This is a genomic window from Candidatus Poriferisocius sp., assembly GCF_965219775.1.
In the GTDB taxonomy this organism is placed as follows: Bacteria; Actinomycetota; Acidimicrobiia; order Acidimicrobiales; family Bin134; genus Poriferisocius.
Genome location: NZ_OZ244793.1, coordinates 2,540,510 through 2,558,780 on the forward strand (window position 1 = coordinate 2,540,510; position 18,271 = coordinate 2,558,780).

General features: G+C 69.8%; 17 protein-coding genes. 13 read left to right on the forward strand and 4 right to left on the reverse strand.

The genetic code is table 11. From position 1 onward, the window contains the following. The first annotated feature begins 82 nt into the window (after positions 1–82). Positions 83–1,387 carry a cytochrome P450 gene (locus ACOQPQ_RS11475; protein ID WP_420639564.1) on the forward strand — a complete coding sequence of 435 codons (1,305 nt, stop codon included), beginning with the start codon at positions 83–85 and terminating at the stop codon, positions 1,385–1,387. A gap of 24 nt (positions 1,388–1,411) precedes the next feature. Here the strand turns inward: ACOQPQ_RS11475 and ACOQPQ_RS11480 are convergent, their stop codons facing one another. After that, positions 1,412–1,834 (reverse strand): Zn-ribbon domain-containing OB-fold protein, encoded by a 423-nt coding sequence (locus ACOQPQ_RS11480; protein WP_420639565.1) that lies wholly within the window; start codon positions 1,832–1,834, stop codon positions 1,412–1,414. Beyond that, positions 1,831–2,979 (reverse strand): thiolase C-terminal domain-containing protein, encoded by a 1,149-nt coding sequence (locus ACOQPQ_RS11485; RefSeq protein ID WP_420639566.1) that lies wholly within the window; start codon positions 2,977–2,979, stop codon positions 1,831–1,833. The genes ACOQPQ_RS11480 and ACOQPQ_RS11485 overlap by 4 nt, the downstream gene beginning before the upstream one ends. A 138-nt stretch (positions 2,980–3,117) precedes the next feature. On the opposite strand from ACOQPQ_RS11485, the gene ACOQPQ_RS11490 reads away from it, so the two are divergent. Then, positions 3,118–3,693, forward strand: coding sequence for a nuclear transport factor 2 family protein (locus tag ACOQPQ_RS11490; RefSeq protein WP_420639567.1), 576 nt, complete (start codon positions 3,118–3,120; stop codon positions 3,691–3,693). A gap of 48 nt (positions 3,694–3,741) precedes the next feature. On the opposite strand, the gene ACOQPQ_RS11495 is transcribed toward ACOQPQ_RS11490, so the two are convergent. After that, positions 3,742–4,401, reverse strand: coding sequence for a class II aldolase/adducin family protein (locus ACOQPQ_RS11495; RefSeq protein WP_420639568.1), 660 nt, complete (start codon positions 4,399–4,401; stop codon positions 3,742–3,744). Continuing rightward, positions 4,398–5,369, reverse strand: a complete 972-nt coding sequence (locus tag ACOQPQ_RS11500; protein ID WP_420639569.1) for an NAD(P)-dependent oxidoreductase — start codon at positions 5,367–5,369, stop codon at positions 4,398–4,400. Before ACOQPQ_RS11500 ends, ACOQPQ_RS11495 begins: the two co-directional genes overlap by 4 nt. A 79-nt stretch (positions 5,370–5,448) precedes the next feature. Here ACOQPQ_RS11500 and ACOQPQ_RS11505 point away from each other — a divergent pair, with 79 nt between their 5' ends. From ACOQPQ_RS11505 to ACOQPQ_RS11555, 11 genes are all read left to right on the forward strand, one after another. Further along, positions 5,449–6,771: a xylulokinase gene (locus tag ACOQPQ_RS11505; protein ID WP_420639570.1), complete on the forward strand. Its 1,323-nt coding sequence runs from the start codon at positions 5,449–5,451 to the stop codon at positions 6,769–6,771. A gap of 61 nt (positions 6,772–6,832) precedes the next feature. Next, complete coding sequence (locus ACOQPQ_RS11510) at positions 6,833–7,762, forward strand: LLM class F420-dependent oxidoreductase (RefSeq protein WP_420639571.1); 930 nt, start codon at positions 6,833–6,835, stop codon at positions 7,760–7,762. Next, positions 7,759–9,435, forward strand: coding sequence for a class I adenylate-forming enzyme family protein (locus ACOQPQ_RS11515; protein WP_420639572.1), 1,677 nt, complete (start codon positions 7,759–7,761; stop codon positions 9,433–9,435). The genes ACOQPQ_RS11510 and ACOQPQ_RS11515 overlap by 4 nt, the downstream gene beginning before the upstream one ends. A 79-nt stretch (positions 9,436–9,514) precedes the next feature. Then, the gene (locus tag ACOQPQ_RS11520) at positions 9,515–10,882 is read left to right on the forward strand and encodes a class I adenylate-forming enzyme family protein (RefSeq protein WP_420639573.1); all 1,368 of its coding nucleotides are present in this window, start codon (positions 9,515–9,517) and stop codon (positions 10,880–10,882) included. Between the two features lie 10 nt (positions 10,883–10,892). Further along, positions 10,893–11,564: a metal-dependent transcriptional regulator gene (locus tag ACOQPQ_RS11525; RefSeq protein ID WP_420639574.1), complete on the forward strand. Its 672-nt coding sequence runs from the start codon at positions 10,893–10,895 to the stop codon at positions 11,562–11,564. A gap of 135 nt (positions 11,565–11,699) precedes the next feature. Then, a complete protein-coding gene (locus tag ACOQPQ_RS11530) occupies positions 11,700–12,881 on the forward strand; it encodes an acyl-CoA dehydrogenase family protein (protein WP_420639575.1) in 1,182 nt (393 codons plus the stop codon). Positions 12,882–12,889: 8 nt separating this feature from the next. Continuing rightward, a complete protein-coding gene (locus ACOQPQ_RS11535) occupies positions 12,890–13,723 on the forward strand; it encodes an enoyl-CoA hydratase (RefSeq protein WP_420639576.1) in 834 nt (277 codons plus the stop codon). Positions 13,724–13,761: 38 nt separating this feature from the next. Continuing rightward, the gene (locus tag ACOQPQ_RS11540; RefSeq protein ID WP_420639577.1) at positions 13,762–14,994 is read left to right on the forward strand and encodes a M24 family metallopeptidase; all 1,233 of its coding nucleotides are present in this window, start codon (positions 13,762–13,764) and stop codon (positions 14,992–14,994) included. Beyond that, a complete protein-coding gene (locus ACOQPQ_RS11545; RefSeq protein WP_420639578.1) occupies positions 14,991–15,944 on the forward strand; it encodes an aminopeptidase P family protein in 954 nt (317 codons plus the stop codon). Before ACOQPQ_RS11540 ends, ACOQPQ_RS11545 begins: the two co-directional genes overlap by 4 nt. Beyond that, the gene (locus ACOQPQ_RS11550; protein WP_420639579.1) at positions 15,941–17,125 is read left to right on the forward strand and encodes an amidohydrolase family protein; all 1,185 of its coding nucleotides are present in this window, start codon (positions 15,941–15,943) and stop codon (positions 17,123–17,125) included. The genes ACOQPQ_RS11545 and ACOQPQ_RS11550 overlap by 4 nt, the downstream gene beginning before the upstream one ends. A gap of 146 nt (positions 17,126–17,271) precedes the next feature. Next, positions 17,272–18,261 (forward strand): phosphotransferase family protein, encoded by a 990-nt coding sequence (locus ACOQPQ_RS11555; protein WP_420640402.1) that lies wholly within the window; start codon positions 17,272–17,274, stop codon positions 18,259–18,261. The last annotated feature ends 10 nt before the right edge of the window (positions 18,262–18,271 follow it).

The following is an 18,271-nucleotide window of genomic DNA, read 5'->3' on the forward strand; positions in this document are numbered from 1 at the left end:
TAGGCGGGCCCGGCACCGAGGTGGGGCCGCGGTGTGCTGCTCTGCCAAGATACGGAGGCGGCGGAGCAAGGGGGTGCCGCACATGACCATCACCGACGTTGCCGGGTCGCTCTCCCTGGAGGAGATCGACATCCATTCCACCGAGCAGTACCGCGACCGCGGGTACCCGTGGGCCGCGTGGGAGCGGCTGCGGGCCGAGGCCCCGGTGTACTGGTACGACCGCCCCGGCATCGAACCGTTCTGGGCCATCACCCGCCACGAGGACATTCACTGGGTTTCGTCCAACGACAAGCTGTTCATCAACGGCGGCCCCCGGTTGCGCCTCGCCTCCATCGAGGACGACCAGGGCATGTGGGAGCGCCGCACCAAACGGCTCACCGACCTGGGCTGGGATCTGGAGGAACCCATGGACATGGTGTTCATGGACCGTCCCCGTCACACCAAGTTCCGCCTGCTCACCGCCCGGCGATTCACCCCCCGAGCCATGCGCGACCACGAGGAACACCTGGCCGCCTACGCCGCCCGGTTCACCGCCGAGTTCGAGGGCATCCTGGAGCGCGACGGTGAGGCTGACTTGGTGCTCGACTATGCGGTGAAGCTGCCCTTGGCCACCATCTGCGATCTGATGGGCCTGCCCGTCGACGACTGGGAGAAGGTCCACCGGTTCACCGAGATGGCGTTCAATGACGAGGAGAACATGCGCTGGGCCGAACCGGGCGAGACCATGTACGACCTCAAGCTGCGCATGAGCAGGCTGTTCAGCGCCTACATCGGCACCATCATCGAGGGCTGCCAGGGCGAGCCGCGCGACGATCTCGCCGGGGCGGTGGTCCATGGCGAGGTGGACGGCTGCCCGCTCAACCAGCAGCAGCTCACCGGCTACATCACCCTGCTGCTCGGTGCCGGCAACGAGACCACCCGCAACGCCACCACCGCGGGGCTGACCGCCTTGCTGCGACACCGCGACCAGATCGACCGGCTGTTGGCCGACGAATCGCTGATCGAGCCCGCCGTGGAGGAGATCCTCCGCTGGACGTCGCCGGTCATCCAGTTCGCCCGCACCGTCACCGCCGACGTGGAACTCCACGGCCAGCAAATCCGAGCGGGCGACACCGTGGGCGTGTTCTACCCGTCGGCCAACCGCGACGAATCGGTGTTCGACCACCCCGAGCGTTTCGACGTGGGCCGCCATCCCAATCACCACATGGCCTTCGGCCACGGTGTCCATTTCTGTTTGGGGGCCAACCTGGCCCGCTGGGAACTGCGGGCCATGCTCAAGGCGGTGCTACCGCTGTTGCCCCAACTGGAGCTGGTGGACGAGCCCGAGCGCCACGGTCATCTGCACATCGGTGCGGTCAAGCACCAGCGAGTCCGCCTCGTGGCCTGACGGGAAACCGGCCCACTCGCTCCCCTAAAGGCCTGCTGGGCGGAACTTGATGAGAGTGATCTCGTCGGTGACGTCCTCGAACACCGCCTCCACCGCCAGCCCGCAGGCGATGTCGGCGTTGTCGATGTCCACCAGGTTGGAATACACCAGGGGACCTTCCTCCAGCTCCACCAGCACCACGTTGTAGGGCAGGTCGGCCTCGAACGCCGGAATGTAGGGCTGGCGCATCACGGTGAAGCCCCACACCGAACCCCGGCCCGAGGCCTCGGTCCAACCTCGGTCGAACGACAGGCAGCGCGGGCAACTGGCGTAGGGCGGAAACCACACATGGCCACAAGCCCGACACCGGGGCAGCAGGAATTGGTGCCGACGGGCCGCCGCCCAAAACTCCCGATCCTCGGCGGTGACCACCGGCAGGGGCTTGGCGTAGGCAGCCTGCTCACTCACAGCAGACCGTCCCGGCACAACAGCGTGGCCCCCGGCAGGGCCGACAGGCACCAGTACAGCGACCAGTCGCAGTCGGCCACCTGGCGTGCCCCGGCGGTGCCCCGAAGCTGGCGCACCGCCTCGGCGTGTTGATTCCACCCCTGGAGGTAGGCCTCGCTCAGCATCCCCCCGCTGGTGTTCACCGGCAGCTCCCCGCCGAGGGCGATGCGCCCGTCCTGCACCCATTCCAGGCCTTGGCCCCGGGGGGCGAAGCCGAATCCCTCCAAGCCCCACAGCACGGACACGCTGAAGTTGTCGTACACCTGCAGGCAGTCGATGTCGTGGGTGGTCACCCCCAGCGGGTCGAACAGATCGGACTTCATCGAGCGACAGGCTTCCTCCCAAAAGCCCAGGTCCACGTACCACTGACGGAAGTTGGCCCGTCCGGCGGTGCCCGCGATGAGCACCGGGGGATGGGCCAGGTCGCGGGCCCGCTCGGCGGTGGTCACCACGTAGGCCACCGCCCCGTCGTTCACCAGGCAGTAGTCGAACAGGCGGAGCGGTTGGGCCACGTAACGGGCGTGCAGGTAGTCGTCGATGGTCATCTCCTGTTGCATGATGGCCACCGGGTTCATCCGGGCGTGGGAGCGAATGGCCACCGGGATGGCCCCGAGCTGCTCCTCGGTACCGCCGTACTGGGCCTGATAGCGGGTGAAAGCCAAGGAGTATTGCGCGCCCGGCGAGGCCATCCCGTACACCGGGTCGTACAGCAGGCCCTGCGGCTGGGCGCCGAAGCTGGTGCGGTCGGTGCGGAAGGTCACCGAGTTGAACAGCACCACGTAGTCGGCCAAGCGGTGGTGTACGGCGGTGGCGGCGTGCATGAGGGCGGTGGAGCACATCCGGCCGGCCTGGGGGTAGTCGGCCACGAAGCGCACATCGGTCAGCCCCGTGCGGTAGGCCACCGGCTCGTAGTGGGCCAGCCCCCCGGTGATGAGCCCGTCGATGTCCGACTTCTGCAGACCGGCGTCGGCGACGGCTTCGGCGATGGCCTGGGTGGCCAGCGCCTCCCCGGTGCGATCGGGATCGGGGGAGCGGTACAGCCGGGCGAATTCGCTGCCGCCGATGCCCACGATGGCCGTCTGCCCGGCGAACTCCCGATCACTCATCTGCGGGCGACACTATCGCCCGGCCAAAGGTGGGCTGTGCTCGTGGTCCGGCCGCCGGCCGCCGACTTCCCTTGCTTGTGGTTCGACCGCCGGCTGCGCCCTATCGTGGGGCAAAGGCGAAAGGGGAAGGCCAAGACCATGAATCCGAAGATGAATCCCAACAAGACGTGGCGCCTGGTGGCCGAGCGGCTCGAGGGCGAGACCAACCCCCGGCGGCGGCACGTCCTGGAGTTGGTGCTGGCCCACATGAAGTGCGAGGCCCAGGCCGACATCGAGGGGGTGGTGGCCACCCTCAGCGACAAACCCCGCTACGTCATCTGGTCGGACCCCGATGATCCCGTGGCCAGTCCCCACGGTTCCAAGGACGCCATCCGGGGCTTCTACAACCGCACCATCGTGCAAACCGGCGCCCACCGGCTGGAGTTCGACTGCGACCGGGTCATCGTGGACGACGACGCCGTGTTCACCGAGGGGGTCATGCGCATGGCCTACCCCGGCCAGACCCTGGTGGCCATGGGCATCGAAGTGGAGGATCCCGACTCCTACTACCTGGCCCAGTCCCGCATGGGCATCGTGTGGCCGGTGGATCTGGATGATCCCGAGGCCCGGCTGACCGGCGAAGAGGTCTACTCCGGTGGCAGTCCCTTCGACGGCATCGCCGACCGCCCCATCAGCCTCGAGGACATCGCCCCCCTGGAACTGGCCGGCGTCTGAGCCGGCCTGCCAACCGAAGGCGGCCCACCGTCAGGGCCGGTCTCCCCGTCAACCCGCGACCCAGGTCTGGTGGCGCAGGTAGGCGTAGGCAGCGGCGAAGTCGGTGCGGGCCTTCTCCGGGAGGTCCACGGGGTCGGCCAGGCGACGGGCCCCCCACATGATGCGGGCGGTGTGTTCGGCCACCATGGCCGCGTGCAGGGCGTGATCGGGCGAGCGGCCCACGCACAGCATCCCGTGGTTGGCCATCAACACCCCCGACCGTTCGGCCAGATGGCGTACCACTTCCGCCCCCAGTTCGTCCGACCCGGTCGGTCGGTAGTCGGCCACCGGCACGTCCCCGCCCAGGTAGACGATGACCTCCTCGATCACCGCGGGGATCGGCTGGTGGGTCACCGCGAACATCGACGCATGCACCGGGTGGCAATGCACCACCCCGCCCACCTCCGGGAAGGCCCGGTAGCAGGCCAGGTGCATGGCCTTCTCGGTAGACGGCCGCCCGGTGTCCGGCACCAGGTTCCCGTTCTCGTCCACCGCGGCCAGATTGGTCTCGGTCACCTGGTCGTAGGGCAGCGACGAAGGAGTCAACCAGATGGTGCCGTCGCCGTCTCGTCCCGACACGTTGCCCGCCGTGCCCACCACCAGCCCGGCGGCGGCCATGGCCTGGGCGGCGGCCACCACCTGGGTCCGGACGTCGGTCTCGTCGGTCATAGCCACACCTCCGGGTTGGCCAGGCGGTGAGGCCGTTGGCCGGCCAGGACGCGGGCGATGTCCTCCACCACCATGTCGGTCTGATTCACCTCGGTGTCGTACGTGGCGCCCCCCACGTGCGGGGTCAACACCACGTTGTCCAGCCGGGTCAGCGGGTGGTCGTCGGGCAGGGTTTCCCCGGTCACATGGTCCAGGCCCGCGCCCCCCAGATGCCCCGACTCCAAGGCCGCCACCAAGGCCTCGGTGTCGTGCAGCGCGGCCCGGGCGGTGTTGACGTAGATCGCGCCCGGTCGCATGGAGGCGAACTGGTCGGCACCGATCATGCCCGCGGTCTCCGCGTTGGCCGGGGCGTGCATCGACACCACGTCGGCGGTGGCCAGCACCTCTTCGAGCGAGCTGTCGGCGTCCGGTTGGTAGGGATCGCAGGCCATGGTCGTCATGCCCAGTCCCTCGAAACGCCAGCGGGCCGCCCGCCCCACCGCCCCCAGGCCGACCAGGCCAACCGTGCGGCCCGCGAGCTGCCACGCCCGGTACCGCTGGTAGGGGATGGTGTCGCCGAACACCCGGCCCGTCCGCATGTCCCGGTCGCCCGCCACCACGTGGCGGTTGACCGCCAGTGCCAGCGCCACCGCCATCTCGGCCACCGCGTCGGCATTGCGGCCCGGCGCGTGCAGCACCGGGATGTCCGCCGCGGTGGCGGCGGCCACATCCACGTTGGTCGGATCGCCCCGGGTGGACGCCACCGCCACCAGCGGTTGCTCGAACACCGGTCCCCGACAGTCGTCGGCCTCGCACACCAGAAGGTCGGCGGAAATCTCTTCCAGCCGGGCAGCCAGCTCGGCGGCCCGGTACAGCCGGATGGGCCGGTGGTCGATCCACGGGTCGAACACCACGTCGGCCAGTTCACCCAGTCGGTCCAAACCCGGCCCCCGCAGCGGGGCGGTGACCAGGGCCCGATGTCGGCTCACCGCCTCAGCGTACGACCCGACCCTCGGGCATTCGCCATCGGCTCGGCATCGTCGCCGATCACCGGTACGGTGGATCGCCGTGGCGGATGCGGTCGAGGTGACGGTGGGCATCGACATCGGCACCACCTCGGTGAAGGCGGTGGCGGTCGACACCCACGGACGCGTGCCGCGTCGAGTCCGCCTCACCCACCCCGTGGTGGCCCCCACCCCGTCGGTGTTCGAGCACGACGCCGCCACCGTGTGGCGAGACCGGGTGGTCGCCGCCTGCGATGCGGTGTCCGACGGGTTTTCCGTCGTCGGCATCGGCCTGGCCGCCATGGTCCCCTCGCTGGCCGCGGTCGACGGCGACGGCGTGCCGATCACCGCCGGCATCCTGTACGGCGACCAGCGGGGCCATCATCCCGACGGCGAGTTCGTCGGGTTCCTGCGTTGGCTGGAGCAGGCCGAGCCCCACGCCGCCGGCTACTGGCCTGCCCAGGCCGTAGCCGGGGCCGCCCTGTGCGGGGAGGCCGCCATCGACGGGGTCACCGCGTTGTGCTGTCTGCCCGTGTTCGACTCCGGTGGCTGGGACGCCCGCTGGTGCGATCCGGCCAAGCTTCCCCGACCGGCCTTGGACCACACCCCGGTGGGGCACCGCAGCGGGGCGCCGGTGGCCGCGGGCACGGTCGACGCCATGGCCGAGCAGATCGTGGCCGGGGCCGACGAACCCGGCGACGTGCTGGTGATCTGCGGGACCACCCTCATCACCTGGGCGGTGGGCGAGGGATGGCCCGCAGCCGAGGGGTTGTGGACCATTCCCCATCTGCGGCCGGGGCTGGCCGCCGTCGGAGGGCCCAGCAACGCCGGCGGCCTGTTCCTGGAACGGGTTCGAGCCCTCACCGGCGATCCGGCAGCCGAGCCGGCCCACCCGGAGCGGGTGCCGCTGTGGGTGCCCTACATTCGGGGCGAGCGCACCCCCCGCCACGACCCCGACCTTCGGGCCGCCTTGGTCGGACTCCACGTGGGCCACGGCCCCGAGGAGGTGCTGGCCGCTGCCTACGAGGCGTCCGGGTTCGTCGTCCGCCACCATCTCGACGTGGCCGGGGTGTCGCCGCAACGCCTGGTGGCCGTCGGCGGTGGCGTTCACGTCCACCGCTGGATGCAGGCCCTGGCCGACACGGTGAACGTACCGGTGGACGTCGCCGCCGTGCCCGAGGGGGCGGCCCGGGGGGCGGCCTGGCTGGCCCGGGTCAGCGCCGGTCGGGAATCCACCGACCTGGCCGATGCCGGGCGGTGGGCACTCGTCGGCCGCCGGGTCGAACCCCGACCCGAGTGGTCCGATGCCTGCGACCGCCGCTACCCCCAGTGGCGGGCCGCCTGCGACGCCGCCGCCGAGCCCGTGCAATCGAAGGAAGAACGGTGAGGAAAGCCGGGGTCGCGGTTGTCGGTGCGGGGCCTCTTGGCGTCGGGCAGAATGAAGGACCATGAAGTTCGCAGTCACCTATCCGATGGTGGGCCATCCCTGGGATCCGAAGCTGATCACCAAGCAGGGCCTGGCTGCCTTCGCCCGCACCGCCGAGGAATCCGGATTCCACGGCATGGGCTTCACCGACCATCCCTGCCCCACCGATCGCTGGCTCAAGGCCGGCGGACACGACGCCCTCGACCCGTTTGCCGCCTTGGCCTTTTGCGCGGCCATCACCGACCGCATCAAGCTGATCCCCAACATCGTGGTGGTGCCCTACCGAAACCCGTTCATCATGGCCAAGTCCATTGCCACCGTCGACGTCCTGTCCGGCGGGCGGTTCGTTTTCGCCACCGGCGCCGGCTACCTCAAGGGGGAGTTCAAGGCCCTGGGCGTCGACTTCGACAACCGCAATCGGATTTACGACGAAGCCCTGGAAGCCATGATCGGCGTCTGGACCACCGACGATTTCGCGTTTGAAGCCAGCACCTTCACCGCCCTGGGCCAAACCGCCAACCCCAAACCGGTACAGGAGCCCCATCCCCCCATCTGGATCGGGGGCAACTCCAAGCGGGCGCGGCGCCGGGTGGCCGCCTTCGGCAACGGTTGGACCCCGTTCCCGGCTCCTCGGGTGCTGGCCACCACCGCCAAGACCCCGCCCCTGGAGACCCTGGACGACCTGTCGGCCATGCTCGACGAGCTGTGGACCTACGTGGACGAAGCGGGCCGCGACCCGGCCGACATCGACGTCAGCTACCTGAACAACGAGGGTGGCCCGCCCTCGTCGGAGGACTTCGACGCCGAGGCCCACATCGCCGGCCTGGCCGAGCTGGAGGCCCTCGGGGTCACCTGGATCACCGTCAACGTCCCCGGCCACGACATCGAACACACCCTCGACACCATGCGCCGCTACGGCGAGTCCGTCATCGCCCCCGCCCAACCACGGTGACCGCCGGCCAAGCCGAGGTCGGCCCCGCTGCGCTGCCCACCACTGCTCCCACCCATCCGGTCGAGTTTCCCGCGTACGAGCCCACCATCCCCCGGTTGATCCGGGCGGCGGCCCACGCCCACCCCGACGCCGAGGTGGCGGTGCTCGGCAGCCGCCGGATGACCTACGCCGACGCCGAGGCCGCCTCGGCCGCCCTGGCCAAGGGCCTGCTGGCCACCGGCGCGGGCAAGGGCACCCGGGTGGGGCTGTTGGCCCCCAATGGCCCCGACTGGATCGCCGCGTGGCTGGCCATCGGGCGGATCGGCGCGCTGGGCGTGATGCTCAACACTTACCACCAGGCCCGTGAACTCGACTGGACGCTGCGCCACGGCGATGTGCAAGTACTGCTGTGCGCCTCCCACCACCTCGGTCACGACTACCTCGAACGACTGGAGGAGATCGCCCGACCGGGAGACGAACCGACCATCCGCTCCCCATCGCACCCTTACCTGCGTTCAGTGTGGTCCTGGGGACAGGCCGAGCGCCCGTGGGCCAACCCCATGAGCGACCTGCTGGCCGCGGGCGACGCCGTGAGCGACGAGCTGCTGGCCGCCGCCGAAGCCCAGGTGGCCCCGGCCGACGAGTTCGCCGTGGTGTACACCTCGGGGAGCACCGCCGCTCCCAAAGGCGCCGTCCACACCCAGGGGGCCATGGTGCGCCACGCCCACAACTTGGCCCAGTTCCGGGATCTCATCCCCACCGATCGCATCTACACCCCCATGCCCCTGTTCTGGGTGGGGGGCATGTCGTTCACCCTGGTGGCCGCCATCCACGTGGGCGCCGCTTTGGTGCTCGAGGAGCGGTTCGAGCCGGGGGAGACGCTGGCCCTCATTGAGCGGGAGCGGGTGACCATGGTCATGGGCTGGCCTCACATGTCCAAGATGCTGATCGATCACCCCGACTTTGCCCGCCGCGACCTGTCGTCGGTCCGCTCCGGCAGCCTCGATGTGCTGTTGCCTCCCGAACGGCGGGTGAGCGATCCGGAGCTGCGGGTCAACTCGCTGGGCATGACCGAAACCCTCGGGCCCCACACCCTGGGCGTCATGGGGGCCCGGCTTCCCGAGGAGAAGCGCGGCTCCTTCGGCTGGGCCGTACCGGGCATGGAGCACCGCATCGTGGATCCGGCCACCGGGCAGGAGTGCCCGACCGGGGAGCAGGGCGAGGTGTGGGTTCGGGGCTACTCCCTGATGACCGGGCTGTACAAGGTGGAAAGGGCCGACGCCTTCACTCCCGACGGCTGGTACCGCACCGGCGACGGCGGCTACTTCGACGCCGACGGCTACTTCTACTTCACCGGGCGCATGGGCGATCTCATCAAGTCGTCGGGCATGAACATCGCCCCCCGCGAGGTGGAGCTGGCGTTGGAGGAGGCCGACGGGGTGGCCCACGCCTTTGTGTGCGGCATCCCCCACCCGGATCGGCTCGAGGATGTGGCCGCCGCGGTGGTGCTGCGACCCGGCGCACCGCTGACCCCCGAGGATCTCACCGCCCATGCTCGCCAGAGGCTGGCCTCCTACAAGGTGCCCCGCCACCTGGCGGTGTACACCACCCCCGATGAGCTGCCGTGGCTCGACTCGGGCAAGATCGACCGCATCGGCGTGCAACGGATCCTCACGGACCGCTTCGCGCCGTAGGCCCATGAGAATCGCGCCGTAGGGCCATGGGCAACGCCAACCCGTTTGCCGGTCGTCGATCAACCGATGGACAGCGCCGGTGAACCTCCTGCACGACCTGCTCACCAGCGGGCCTCGCCGGGACGACCTCATTGTGGCCGGTGGGCGTCGGTTGTCCACCGAAGAGGTGGTGGACTGGGTCGACCGGGCATCGGCCGGTCTCGAAGTCGGCCGGCCCACCCCGTTCCAACTCCCCACCGGCCCCGAGGCCGTGGTCGCCTACCGGGCGTGCTGGCGGGCCGGGGCGGTGCCCGTCCCCCTGCTGCCCTCCGACGGCGGCCACCAGAGGAGCCAGGCCTTTGCCCAGCTCGGCCTGAACCGGCTGTTCGACCCCGCCGAGGCCTCGAACCCCGTCGAGCCGCCACCCCCGGCCGACACCCGACCCGACGACCGGGCCCTCATCATGTTCACCTCGGGGTCGTCGGGGGTGCCCAAGGGCGTGATCCACACCCAGGCCACCTTGGACTACAAGGTCCGCCAGTACATCAACATGAGCGGCCTCACCTCCGATGATGCCGTGCTATTCCCCGCGTCGCTGGCCCACGTGTCCGGGCTGCTTCACGGGGTGCTCATCCCCGGTGCCCTCTCCCTGAAGGCGGTGCTCATGGCCCGCTGGGATCCCGGCCAAGCCCTGGGGCTCATCGAGCAGGAGCACGTCACCTACATGGTGGGCCCGCCCACTTTCTTCAACGACCTCATGGACCACCCCGACTTCAGCCCCGAAAGAACTGCCTCGCTCCGGTTCCTCTCGGTGGGGGGCGCCACCGTCACCGCCGCCTTCGTGCATCGGGCCCGAGCGGCTTTCGGCTGCGTGGTGAAGCGGGCCTACGGCTCCACCGAAGCCCCCACCGTCACCACCGCCACCACCGACGACGACCCGCGCCACATGGCCGAAACCGACGGCCGCCCGTTCCCGCCCACCCGGATCAGGATCGGCCAGGACCTCGAGATCCAAGTCAAGGGCCCGGAGGTGGCGGTGGGCTACCTCGACCCGGCCCAGACTGCCGCCGCCTTCACCGACGACGGTTGGTTCCGCACCGGCGACGTGGGACGCATCGACGCCGACGGCCGCCTCATCGTGACCGGACGACTGGGGCGCCGAATCATCCGGGGCGGCGAGAACATCGACGCCGCCGAGGTGGAGCGCCTCCTGGAAGCCCACCCGCAGGTGCGCCAAGCGGTGGTGTTGGGAGTGCCCGACGAACGCCTCGGCGAGCGGGTGACCGCCTTCGTGGTGACCGAAGGTGAGTTCGATCGGGAAGAGTGCCGCCGCTGGTTCTCTCAGCGGGGCGCCCCCCGGTTCATGTGCCCCGAGCAGGTGGTGCCGGTGACCGAACTTCCCCGGATGGCCTCGGGCAAGCCCGACCCGTCGGCACTGGCCCGAATGCTGGACGACCCCGCCCGATAAACTGCCCAACGTGGCCCAGTATCAGACCCCCGAGTGGCACCCCGCGTTCGAGGAATACTGCGAGACCATCTTCGAGTTGGCCGAAGACGATGTCGACGTCATCCAAGCCCGAATCGCCGAGCGCCTCGACGTGTCCCGCCCAGCGGTGTCCGAGATGATCCACCGGTTGGCCGCCGAAGGCCTGGTGACCCTGAAGGGCCGAACCATCGAGCTGTCCCCCGACGGCCTCGATCTGGCCGAGCGGGTGGTGCGCCGACACCGCTTGGCCGAGGTGTTCCTCACCAGGGTGTTGGGTCTGTCGTGGGCCGACGCCCACGCCGAGGCCGGCAAGTGGGAGCACGTGATCTCCCCGGTCGTGGAGAAGGCCATGATGCGGGTGCTCGACGACCCCACCACCTGCCCGCACGGCAATCCCATCCCCGGGGCTGACTACCAGGCCCCGCCAACCCGGGCGCTGGCCAACGTGGGGGTGGGCGAGCGCTTCGTGGTCACCCGCATCACCGAGGAGCTGGAGTTCACCGAGGGGCTGCTCGACTACCTGGAAGGATCCTCGATGATCCCCGGCGCCGAGGGCGTCATCACTGCCTCCTCCCCCGACGGCACCACCACCGTGGAGATCGGCGGCCACCACGTCGGCATCGGCAGCTTCGCCAGCCAACGGATACTCGTCACTGCTGCCTGATTGTCAAGCCCAACGGATTCTCGTCACTGCTGCCTGACCATCAACCCCAACGGATTCTTGTGACCGCCGCCTGATCATCAAGCCCTCCCGCCCAGAGCCCTCCGGAGCCAGGAGCATCGGGCAGAATCGTGACCAATGGATTTGGCGCCCACCGCCGAGCAGGAGGAGTTCCGGTACGAGTGCCGCCGGTGGTTGCAAGAGCACCTTCCCTGGGAGTACGGCACCGGCCGTCCGCCTCGATTCGACGACCTGGCCGAGGAAGTGGAGTTTCTGCGGGGCTGGCAGGCGGCGTTGGCCCGGGCCCGGCTGGTCGGCGTCACCTGGCCCGAGGAGCACGGCGGCCGCGGCGCCGGCCCGCTGCACCACTACATCGTCCAGGAGGAACTGGCCCGGGCCCGAGCCCCCGAGTTGGTCGGCCGCATCGGCGTCAACCTGATCGGCCCCACCATCTTGGCCCACGGCACGTCCGAACAGCAGCGACGTTGGCTGCCCTCGATCCTCCCGGCCGAGCGCATCTTCTGCCAACTGTTCAGCGAGCCCGACGCGGGCAGCGATCTGGCCTCGCTGTCCACCCGCGCGGTGCCCGCCGACGGCGGCTGGCGGCTCACCGGCCAAAAGGTGTGGACCTCCTACGCCCAGTTCGCCCAGTGGGGACTGTGCCTGGCCCGCACCGACCCCGACGCCCCCAAGCACCGGGGCATCACCGCTTTCGTGGTGGACATGGAGGCCGACGGGGTGGAGGTACGCCCCCTGCGGCAGATCACCGGGGAGTCCGACTTCAACGAGGTCTGGCTGAACGACGTGCTTGTGGCCCACGATCAGATGATCGGCCCACCGGGGGACGGGTGGCGAGTGTCGCAGTCCACCCTCGGTGTGGAGCGGGGCACCAACCCCCGCCAGCTCGTCATCCACCTCCAGCTCCTCGACGACTTGTTCCGACTGGCCGCCGACACCGGCCGCAACCACGATCCGGTGGTGCGCCAGGCCCTGGCCCGGGCCTACTCCGAGGTGCGCTTGTTCCAGCTGCAGAACTGGCGGGTGCTGTCCGGCATGGCCGCGGGCCGAGACCACGGGCCGGAGTCGGCCACCGCCAAGCTCTACTGGAGCGAGATGAGCCAACGCCTCCACGCCACCGCCATCGACGTACTGGGACCGTCGGCCACCCTTGATGGGGACGACGAGCACTCCCCGGCCAGCGGCCTCTGGCAACGCTCCTGGCTGTACTATCAGGCGGCGACCATCTTCGCCGGCACCAGCGAAATCCAAAGAAACATCATCGCCGAACGTACCCTGGGCCTCCCCCGAGACCCCCGCTAGGAGCACCCATGAGCAACGCTTTCGACACCGTTGAGTATCTAGTGGACGGGGCCGTGGCCACCATCACCCTCAACCGGCCCGAGGTGGCCAATGCCCAGGACACCCGGCTCATCGACGAACTCGACGCCGCCTTCGATCTCGCCGAGGCCGACGCCGATGTCCGGGTGGTGGTTCTGGCCGCCAACGGTCGCCATTTTTCCGCCGGCCACGATCTCAAGGCCCTCGTCGGCGACGTCGAGCCCGACGAGTGGCGGCTCCTGCGGGCCACCCCCGAGGGCAAGTTCCACCACGAGAAGACCATGTACTTCGACCGGTGCCTGCGCATTCGGGACTTCCCCAAGCCCACCATCGCCGCCGTCCACGGCAAGTGCATCGCCGCTGGCGTGATGCTGGCCTGCATGTGCGACCTGATCGTGGCCTCCGACGACGCCTCCTTTCAGAACCCGGTGCTGCGCATGACCGGGGCCGCGGTGGAGATTCTCATCGAGCCCTGGGAGATGCCGCCCCGCAAGGCCAAGGAGTTCCTGCTCACCGCCCAGACCATCACCGCGGCCGACGCCGAGCGTCTCGGCATGGTCAACCGGGTGGTGCCCCGAGACGAGTTGGCCGCCACCGCGCAGGAAATGGCCGAGGCCGTCGCCCTGGTCCCCCCGGCCACCGCCGCGGTGGTGAAGCGGTCCATCAACAAGACCCTGGAGCTGATGGGCCAAAAGGACGCCTGGGACTACCACTTCATGGCCCACCACTGGATGCACAACACCGACACCGCCCTGGGCGCCCTGGAGCGGCGCATGCAGAAGTCCTCCATGCAAGACGTCTTCGCCGAACACCGCAACGCCTGACCCCAGCCGCTTCCAAGAGTTCGTCTGAGGGGCCGTCCATGGGTCACACCAAGGGGGAAGAACCCGACACGGGGTGGGGGCCGGACGTGGGGCGGTTGCGGGGGGAGCGGTTCGCCAAGTTGCAGGCGCAGATGGCCGCCGACGGGCTGGACGCCCTGGTGTTGCTGCACGGCCCTCACGTGGCCTACGCCACCGACTGCTTACCCCCGGCCATCGATGTCACCCACGCCTCGGCCCGGCGCCCCATCGCCGTGGTGGTGGCCGACCACCCCCGACCCTCCCTGCTGGGGGGCGACCCAAGCGACCTCGACGTGGACGCCCACCCCTGCGTCTGGCCCGAACTCGACGAGGGGGCCGCCGATCTCGGCGCCCAGCTCGACGCCATTCTCGGACCCCGGGCCCGAACCGGGCGGGTGGCCGTCGACTGCATGACCGGGGCCATGCGCCGCGCCGGGGTGCTGGCGGCCGCCGAGATCGCCGACGCCGCCCCCACCATGGCCGCCGTCAAGCTCCACAAGACCGTCGACGAGTTGGCCTGCATCCACCAGGCTCAGATCCGCACCAACCGGGCCATGACGTCGGTGGCCGAAGCCCTGGTGCCCGGTGTGCGCCGCAGCGAGCTGGCCGCCCTGTTCCTGCGCCGCCTCCAGGAAAGGGGCATCCACGCCAACGTCATCGACGTCATCTTCCAGCCCATGGCCCGCCGCCTCGCCGACGGCCCCCGCACCACCACCGGCCACCTGGCCTTCCCCACCTGGTCGGGCGACCCGGTGTACGCCGAGGGCGATCTGATCTGGGTGGACGCCGGCAGTCACTACCACGGCTACGCCTCCGACTTCGGTCGCACTTGGGTGGTGGGCCGCCCCCCCACCCCCGCCGAGGAGCGCTGTTTCCGGCGATGGCAAACCGTCATGGACGCCACCTACGCCGCCATCGCGCCGGGCGCCACCTACGCCGAGGTGTGTGCCGCCGCCGAAGCCGCCGACACCCCCCACCAACCCGCCGGCGGGCGCCCCTGGATGCCCCACTTCTACCTGGCCCACGGCGTGGGCATCGAGAGCGCCGAGATGCCCCTGTTGGGCACCGACAACGGCCCCGACCACGACGCCACCCACACCCTGGCCCCCGGCATGGTGCTGGTGCTGGAGCCCGCCATCTGGGAGGACGGCGTGGGCGGCTACCGGGCCGAGGAGATCGTGGCCGTCACCGACGACGGTTGGATCCCCCTGGGGGGAGGCCACCCCCACCATCCGTTCGGGTCACACCCATGAGCCTCCATCTCCGCCGCCGCCAAAGAACCGTCGATGCCCTCAGCACCGCCGGCATCGACCTGTTGGTGTGCGGACGACAGGACAACGTGAACGACATCACCGGCGCCCACCAGCTCTGGACCGCCGGCACCCGCCTGCCCGCCCCGATCTGCACCCTGAACACCGCAACCGGTGAGCTGTTCCTGCTGTCCACCTGGGACGAGGGCATCCCCGACGACATCGACATCCACCACCTCCACGGCATCACCTGGAACGGGGCAACCATGGCCCGCCGACTGGCCGCCACCCCTGGCATGGCCGACGCCCGAAGGGTGGGAATCGACGCCTGGTCCCCGGGCATGGCCCGACTCATCGGGTCGATCGCCCCCCGAGCCGAGGTGATCCCCGTGGATGACCTGTTGGCCCGAGCCCGCCGCATCAAGCTGGCGCCCGAGGTGGCCGCCATCCGGGCCGCCTGCGCGGTGGCCGCTGCCGCGGTGGCCGCTGCCCGGCAACACCCCGGCGACGACCATCAACGACTGGCCGCCGGCCTGGAAGCCATGGCCCGAGCCGGTTCCTCCACCCCCGCCACCGCACCCCGGGTGCAAGGTCCATTGGTGGACTTCGGGTGCATCCGCTCGCACTACGAGGGCGGCCTGGGCCGCACGGCCCCACCAACGGCCCCCGGCGCCGCCCCCGAGGAACGCCCCCATGCCGATCTCATCGCCGCCTGCCTACCCGGTGCTTCCGGGGAAGACCTCCGCCGGGCCGCCCCCGACGGGCAATGGCTGGTGCGGGGCTGTGGCCTGGGCTTCGAGCCCCCGGTCATCAACCCCCGCCACGGTGCCGCCGAGCTGATCGAACCCCACATGGTGCTCAGCGTGAGCGCCCTCGTCGGCGAGGAATATGCTCGCGACACGGTGCTGATCACCGAACACGGCCCCGAAATCATCTCCCCGGAGTTGCCATGAACCTGAACTACGACGCCTACGACGCCGACAACCACCTGTACGAGCCCATCGACTCGTTCACCCGCCATCTGCCCGAGCGCTACCGCAGCGCCATCCGCTACGTGGACGTGGACGGCCGCACCAAGATCGCCGTCAACAACAAGATCAGCGAGTACATCCCCAACCCCACTTTCGAGGTGGTGGCGGCCCCCGGCGCCTGGGAGGAGTACTACCGCGGCAACAACACCGAGGGCAAGACCCTCCGAGAGCTGACCGGCAAGCCCATCCGTTGCCACCCGGCCTTCCGCCACCCCGACGACCGCATCAAGCTGCTGGACGAACAGGGGGTGTTCGGCACCCTGCTGTTCCCCACCCTGGCCTCCTTGTTGGAAGAGCGGATGAAGGACGACATCGAACTCACCCACGCCGCCATCGGCGCCTTCAACCGGTGGATGCTCGACGAGTGGACATTCAACTACCAGGACCGCATCTTCCCCACCCCGATCATCACCCTGCCCGACCCCCGCCGGGCCATCGAGGAGCTGGAATGGTGCGTGGACAACGGCGCCCGGGCCGTGCTCATCCGCCCCGCCCCCGTACCCGGCCTGCGAGGCTCCCGCTCCATGGGCCTGCCCGAGTTCGACGACTTCTGGACGGCAGTGGAGCAGACCGGGATCCTGGTCACCTGCCACGCCTCCGATTCCGGCTACGACGCCTACGCCAACGCCTGGGAGGGGGGCCGCGACGAGTTCCTCCCGTTCAAGCCCGCCGCCTTCCGACTGGTCGTCGGCCATGGCCGTCCCATCTACGACACCATTGCCGCCATGATCTGCCACGGCCTGTTCGAGCGCCATCCCAACCTGCGGGTGGCCTCCATTGAGAACGGCTCCACCTGGGTGGCCCCCCTGATGCTGGAGCTGTCCCAGGCCTACGGCAAGATGCCCCAGGAGTTCGCCGAAGACCCGGTGGAGACCTTCCGCCGCCATGTCTCGGTGAGCCCGTTCTACGAGGAGGACATCGCCGGCCTGATCGACGCCATCGGCATCGACCGGGTGCTGTTCGGCTCCGACTACCCCCACCCCGAGGGCCTCGGACGCCCCCTCGACTTCATCAAGGAAGTGGAAGACCGCAGCCCCACAGATCAGCGCAAGGTCATGTCCGAGAACCTCCAGGAGCTCCTCACCCTTCGTCCGGCAGCATGAGCGACAACGCCAACCCCAACACCAACGCCGGCGACAACGAAGGCAGCGGGGCCGACTCCCGGGTCTTCCTCCGGGACGACACCGGCGAAGCCGCCGAGGCCGAACGCACCCAGGGTCTGATCGACCCGATCGCCCTCGCCCAATGGATGGACGCCCAGGGGCTGCCCGGCCAGGGCGAGCCGGTCACCAGCCGTTTCATCTCCGGCGGTGCCTCCAACGAGATCTTCGAGATTTGCCGGGGCGACCACCGCTGGGCCCTGCGCCGCCCGCCCCGCAACGTGCCCGAGGGTCGCAACGAGACCATGATGCGGGAGTACCGCATCCTCTCGGCGTTGGCCGACACCGACGTGCCCCACGCTCGAGCCGCGGGCGGCTGCGACGACACCAGCGTGCTGGGGGCCGCCTTCTATCTCATGGACTTCGTCGACGGCTGGTCGCCCATCAGCGAGCCCGGCTGGCCCGAGCCGTTCGCCTCCGACATGGACGCCCGACCCGGCCTGGCCTACGAGCTGGTGGACGCCATCGCCCGGCTCTCCAAGGTGGACTGGCGGGCCAACGGCCTCGAGGGCCTGGGCCGTCCCGACGGCTTCCACGAACGCCAGGTGGATCGCTGGTACGCCCACCTCGAGCGCTTCAAGTTCCGCGACATCCCCGGCCTCGACGTCGCCGGGGACTGGCTGCGGGGTCGTACGCCCCGCAGCTTTGAGCCCGGCATCATGCACGGCGACTACCAGTTCGCCAACGTCATGTTCCACCACGGGGCCCCGGCCCGCATGGCCGCCATCGTGGACTGGGAGATGGGCACGGTGGGCGACCCCCTGCTCGACCTGGCCTGGGTGGTGATGAACTGGCCCGCGGACGAGGCCGGCCGCCCCTCGGTGGGTTATGTCGACTACGAGGGGCTGCCCTTCCGTGACGACCTGTTGGAGCGCTACGCCACCATGTCGGGGCGCGATGTGGACGAGATCGACTACTACGTGATCCTGGCCCGATTCAAGCTGGCCATCGTGCTGGAGGGCGGCTACGCCCGCTACGTCTCCGGCGGGGCCGACAACCCCCGCATGGAGGCCTTCGGCCGGGTCGTCCTCGACCTCGCCCGCGACGCCGCCGACCTGGCCCGCACTACGACCCTGTAGCCCCGGCCGA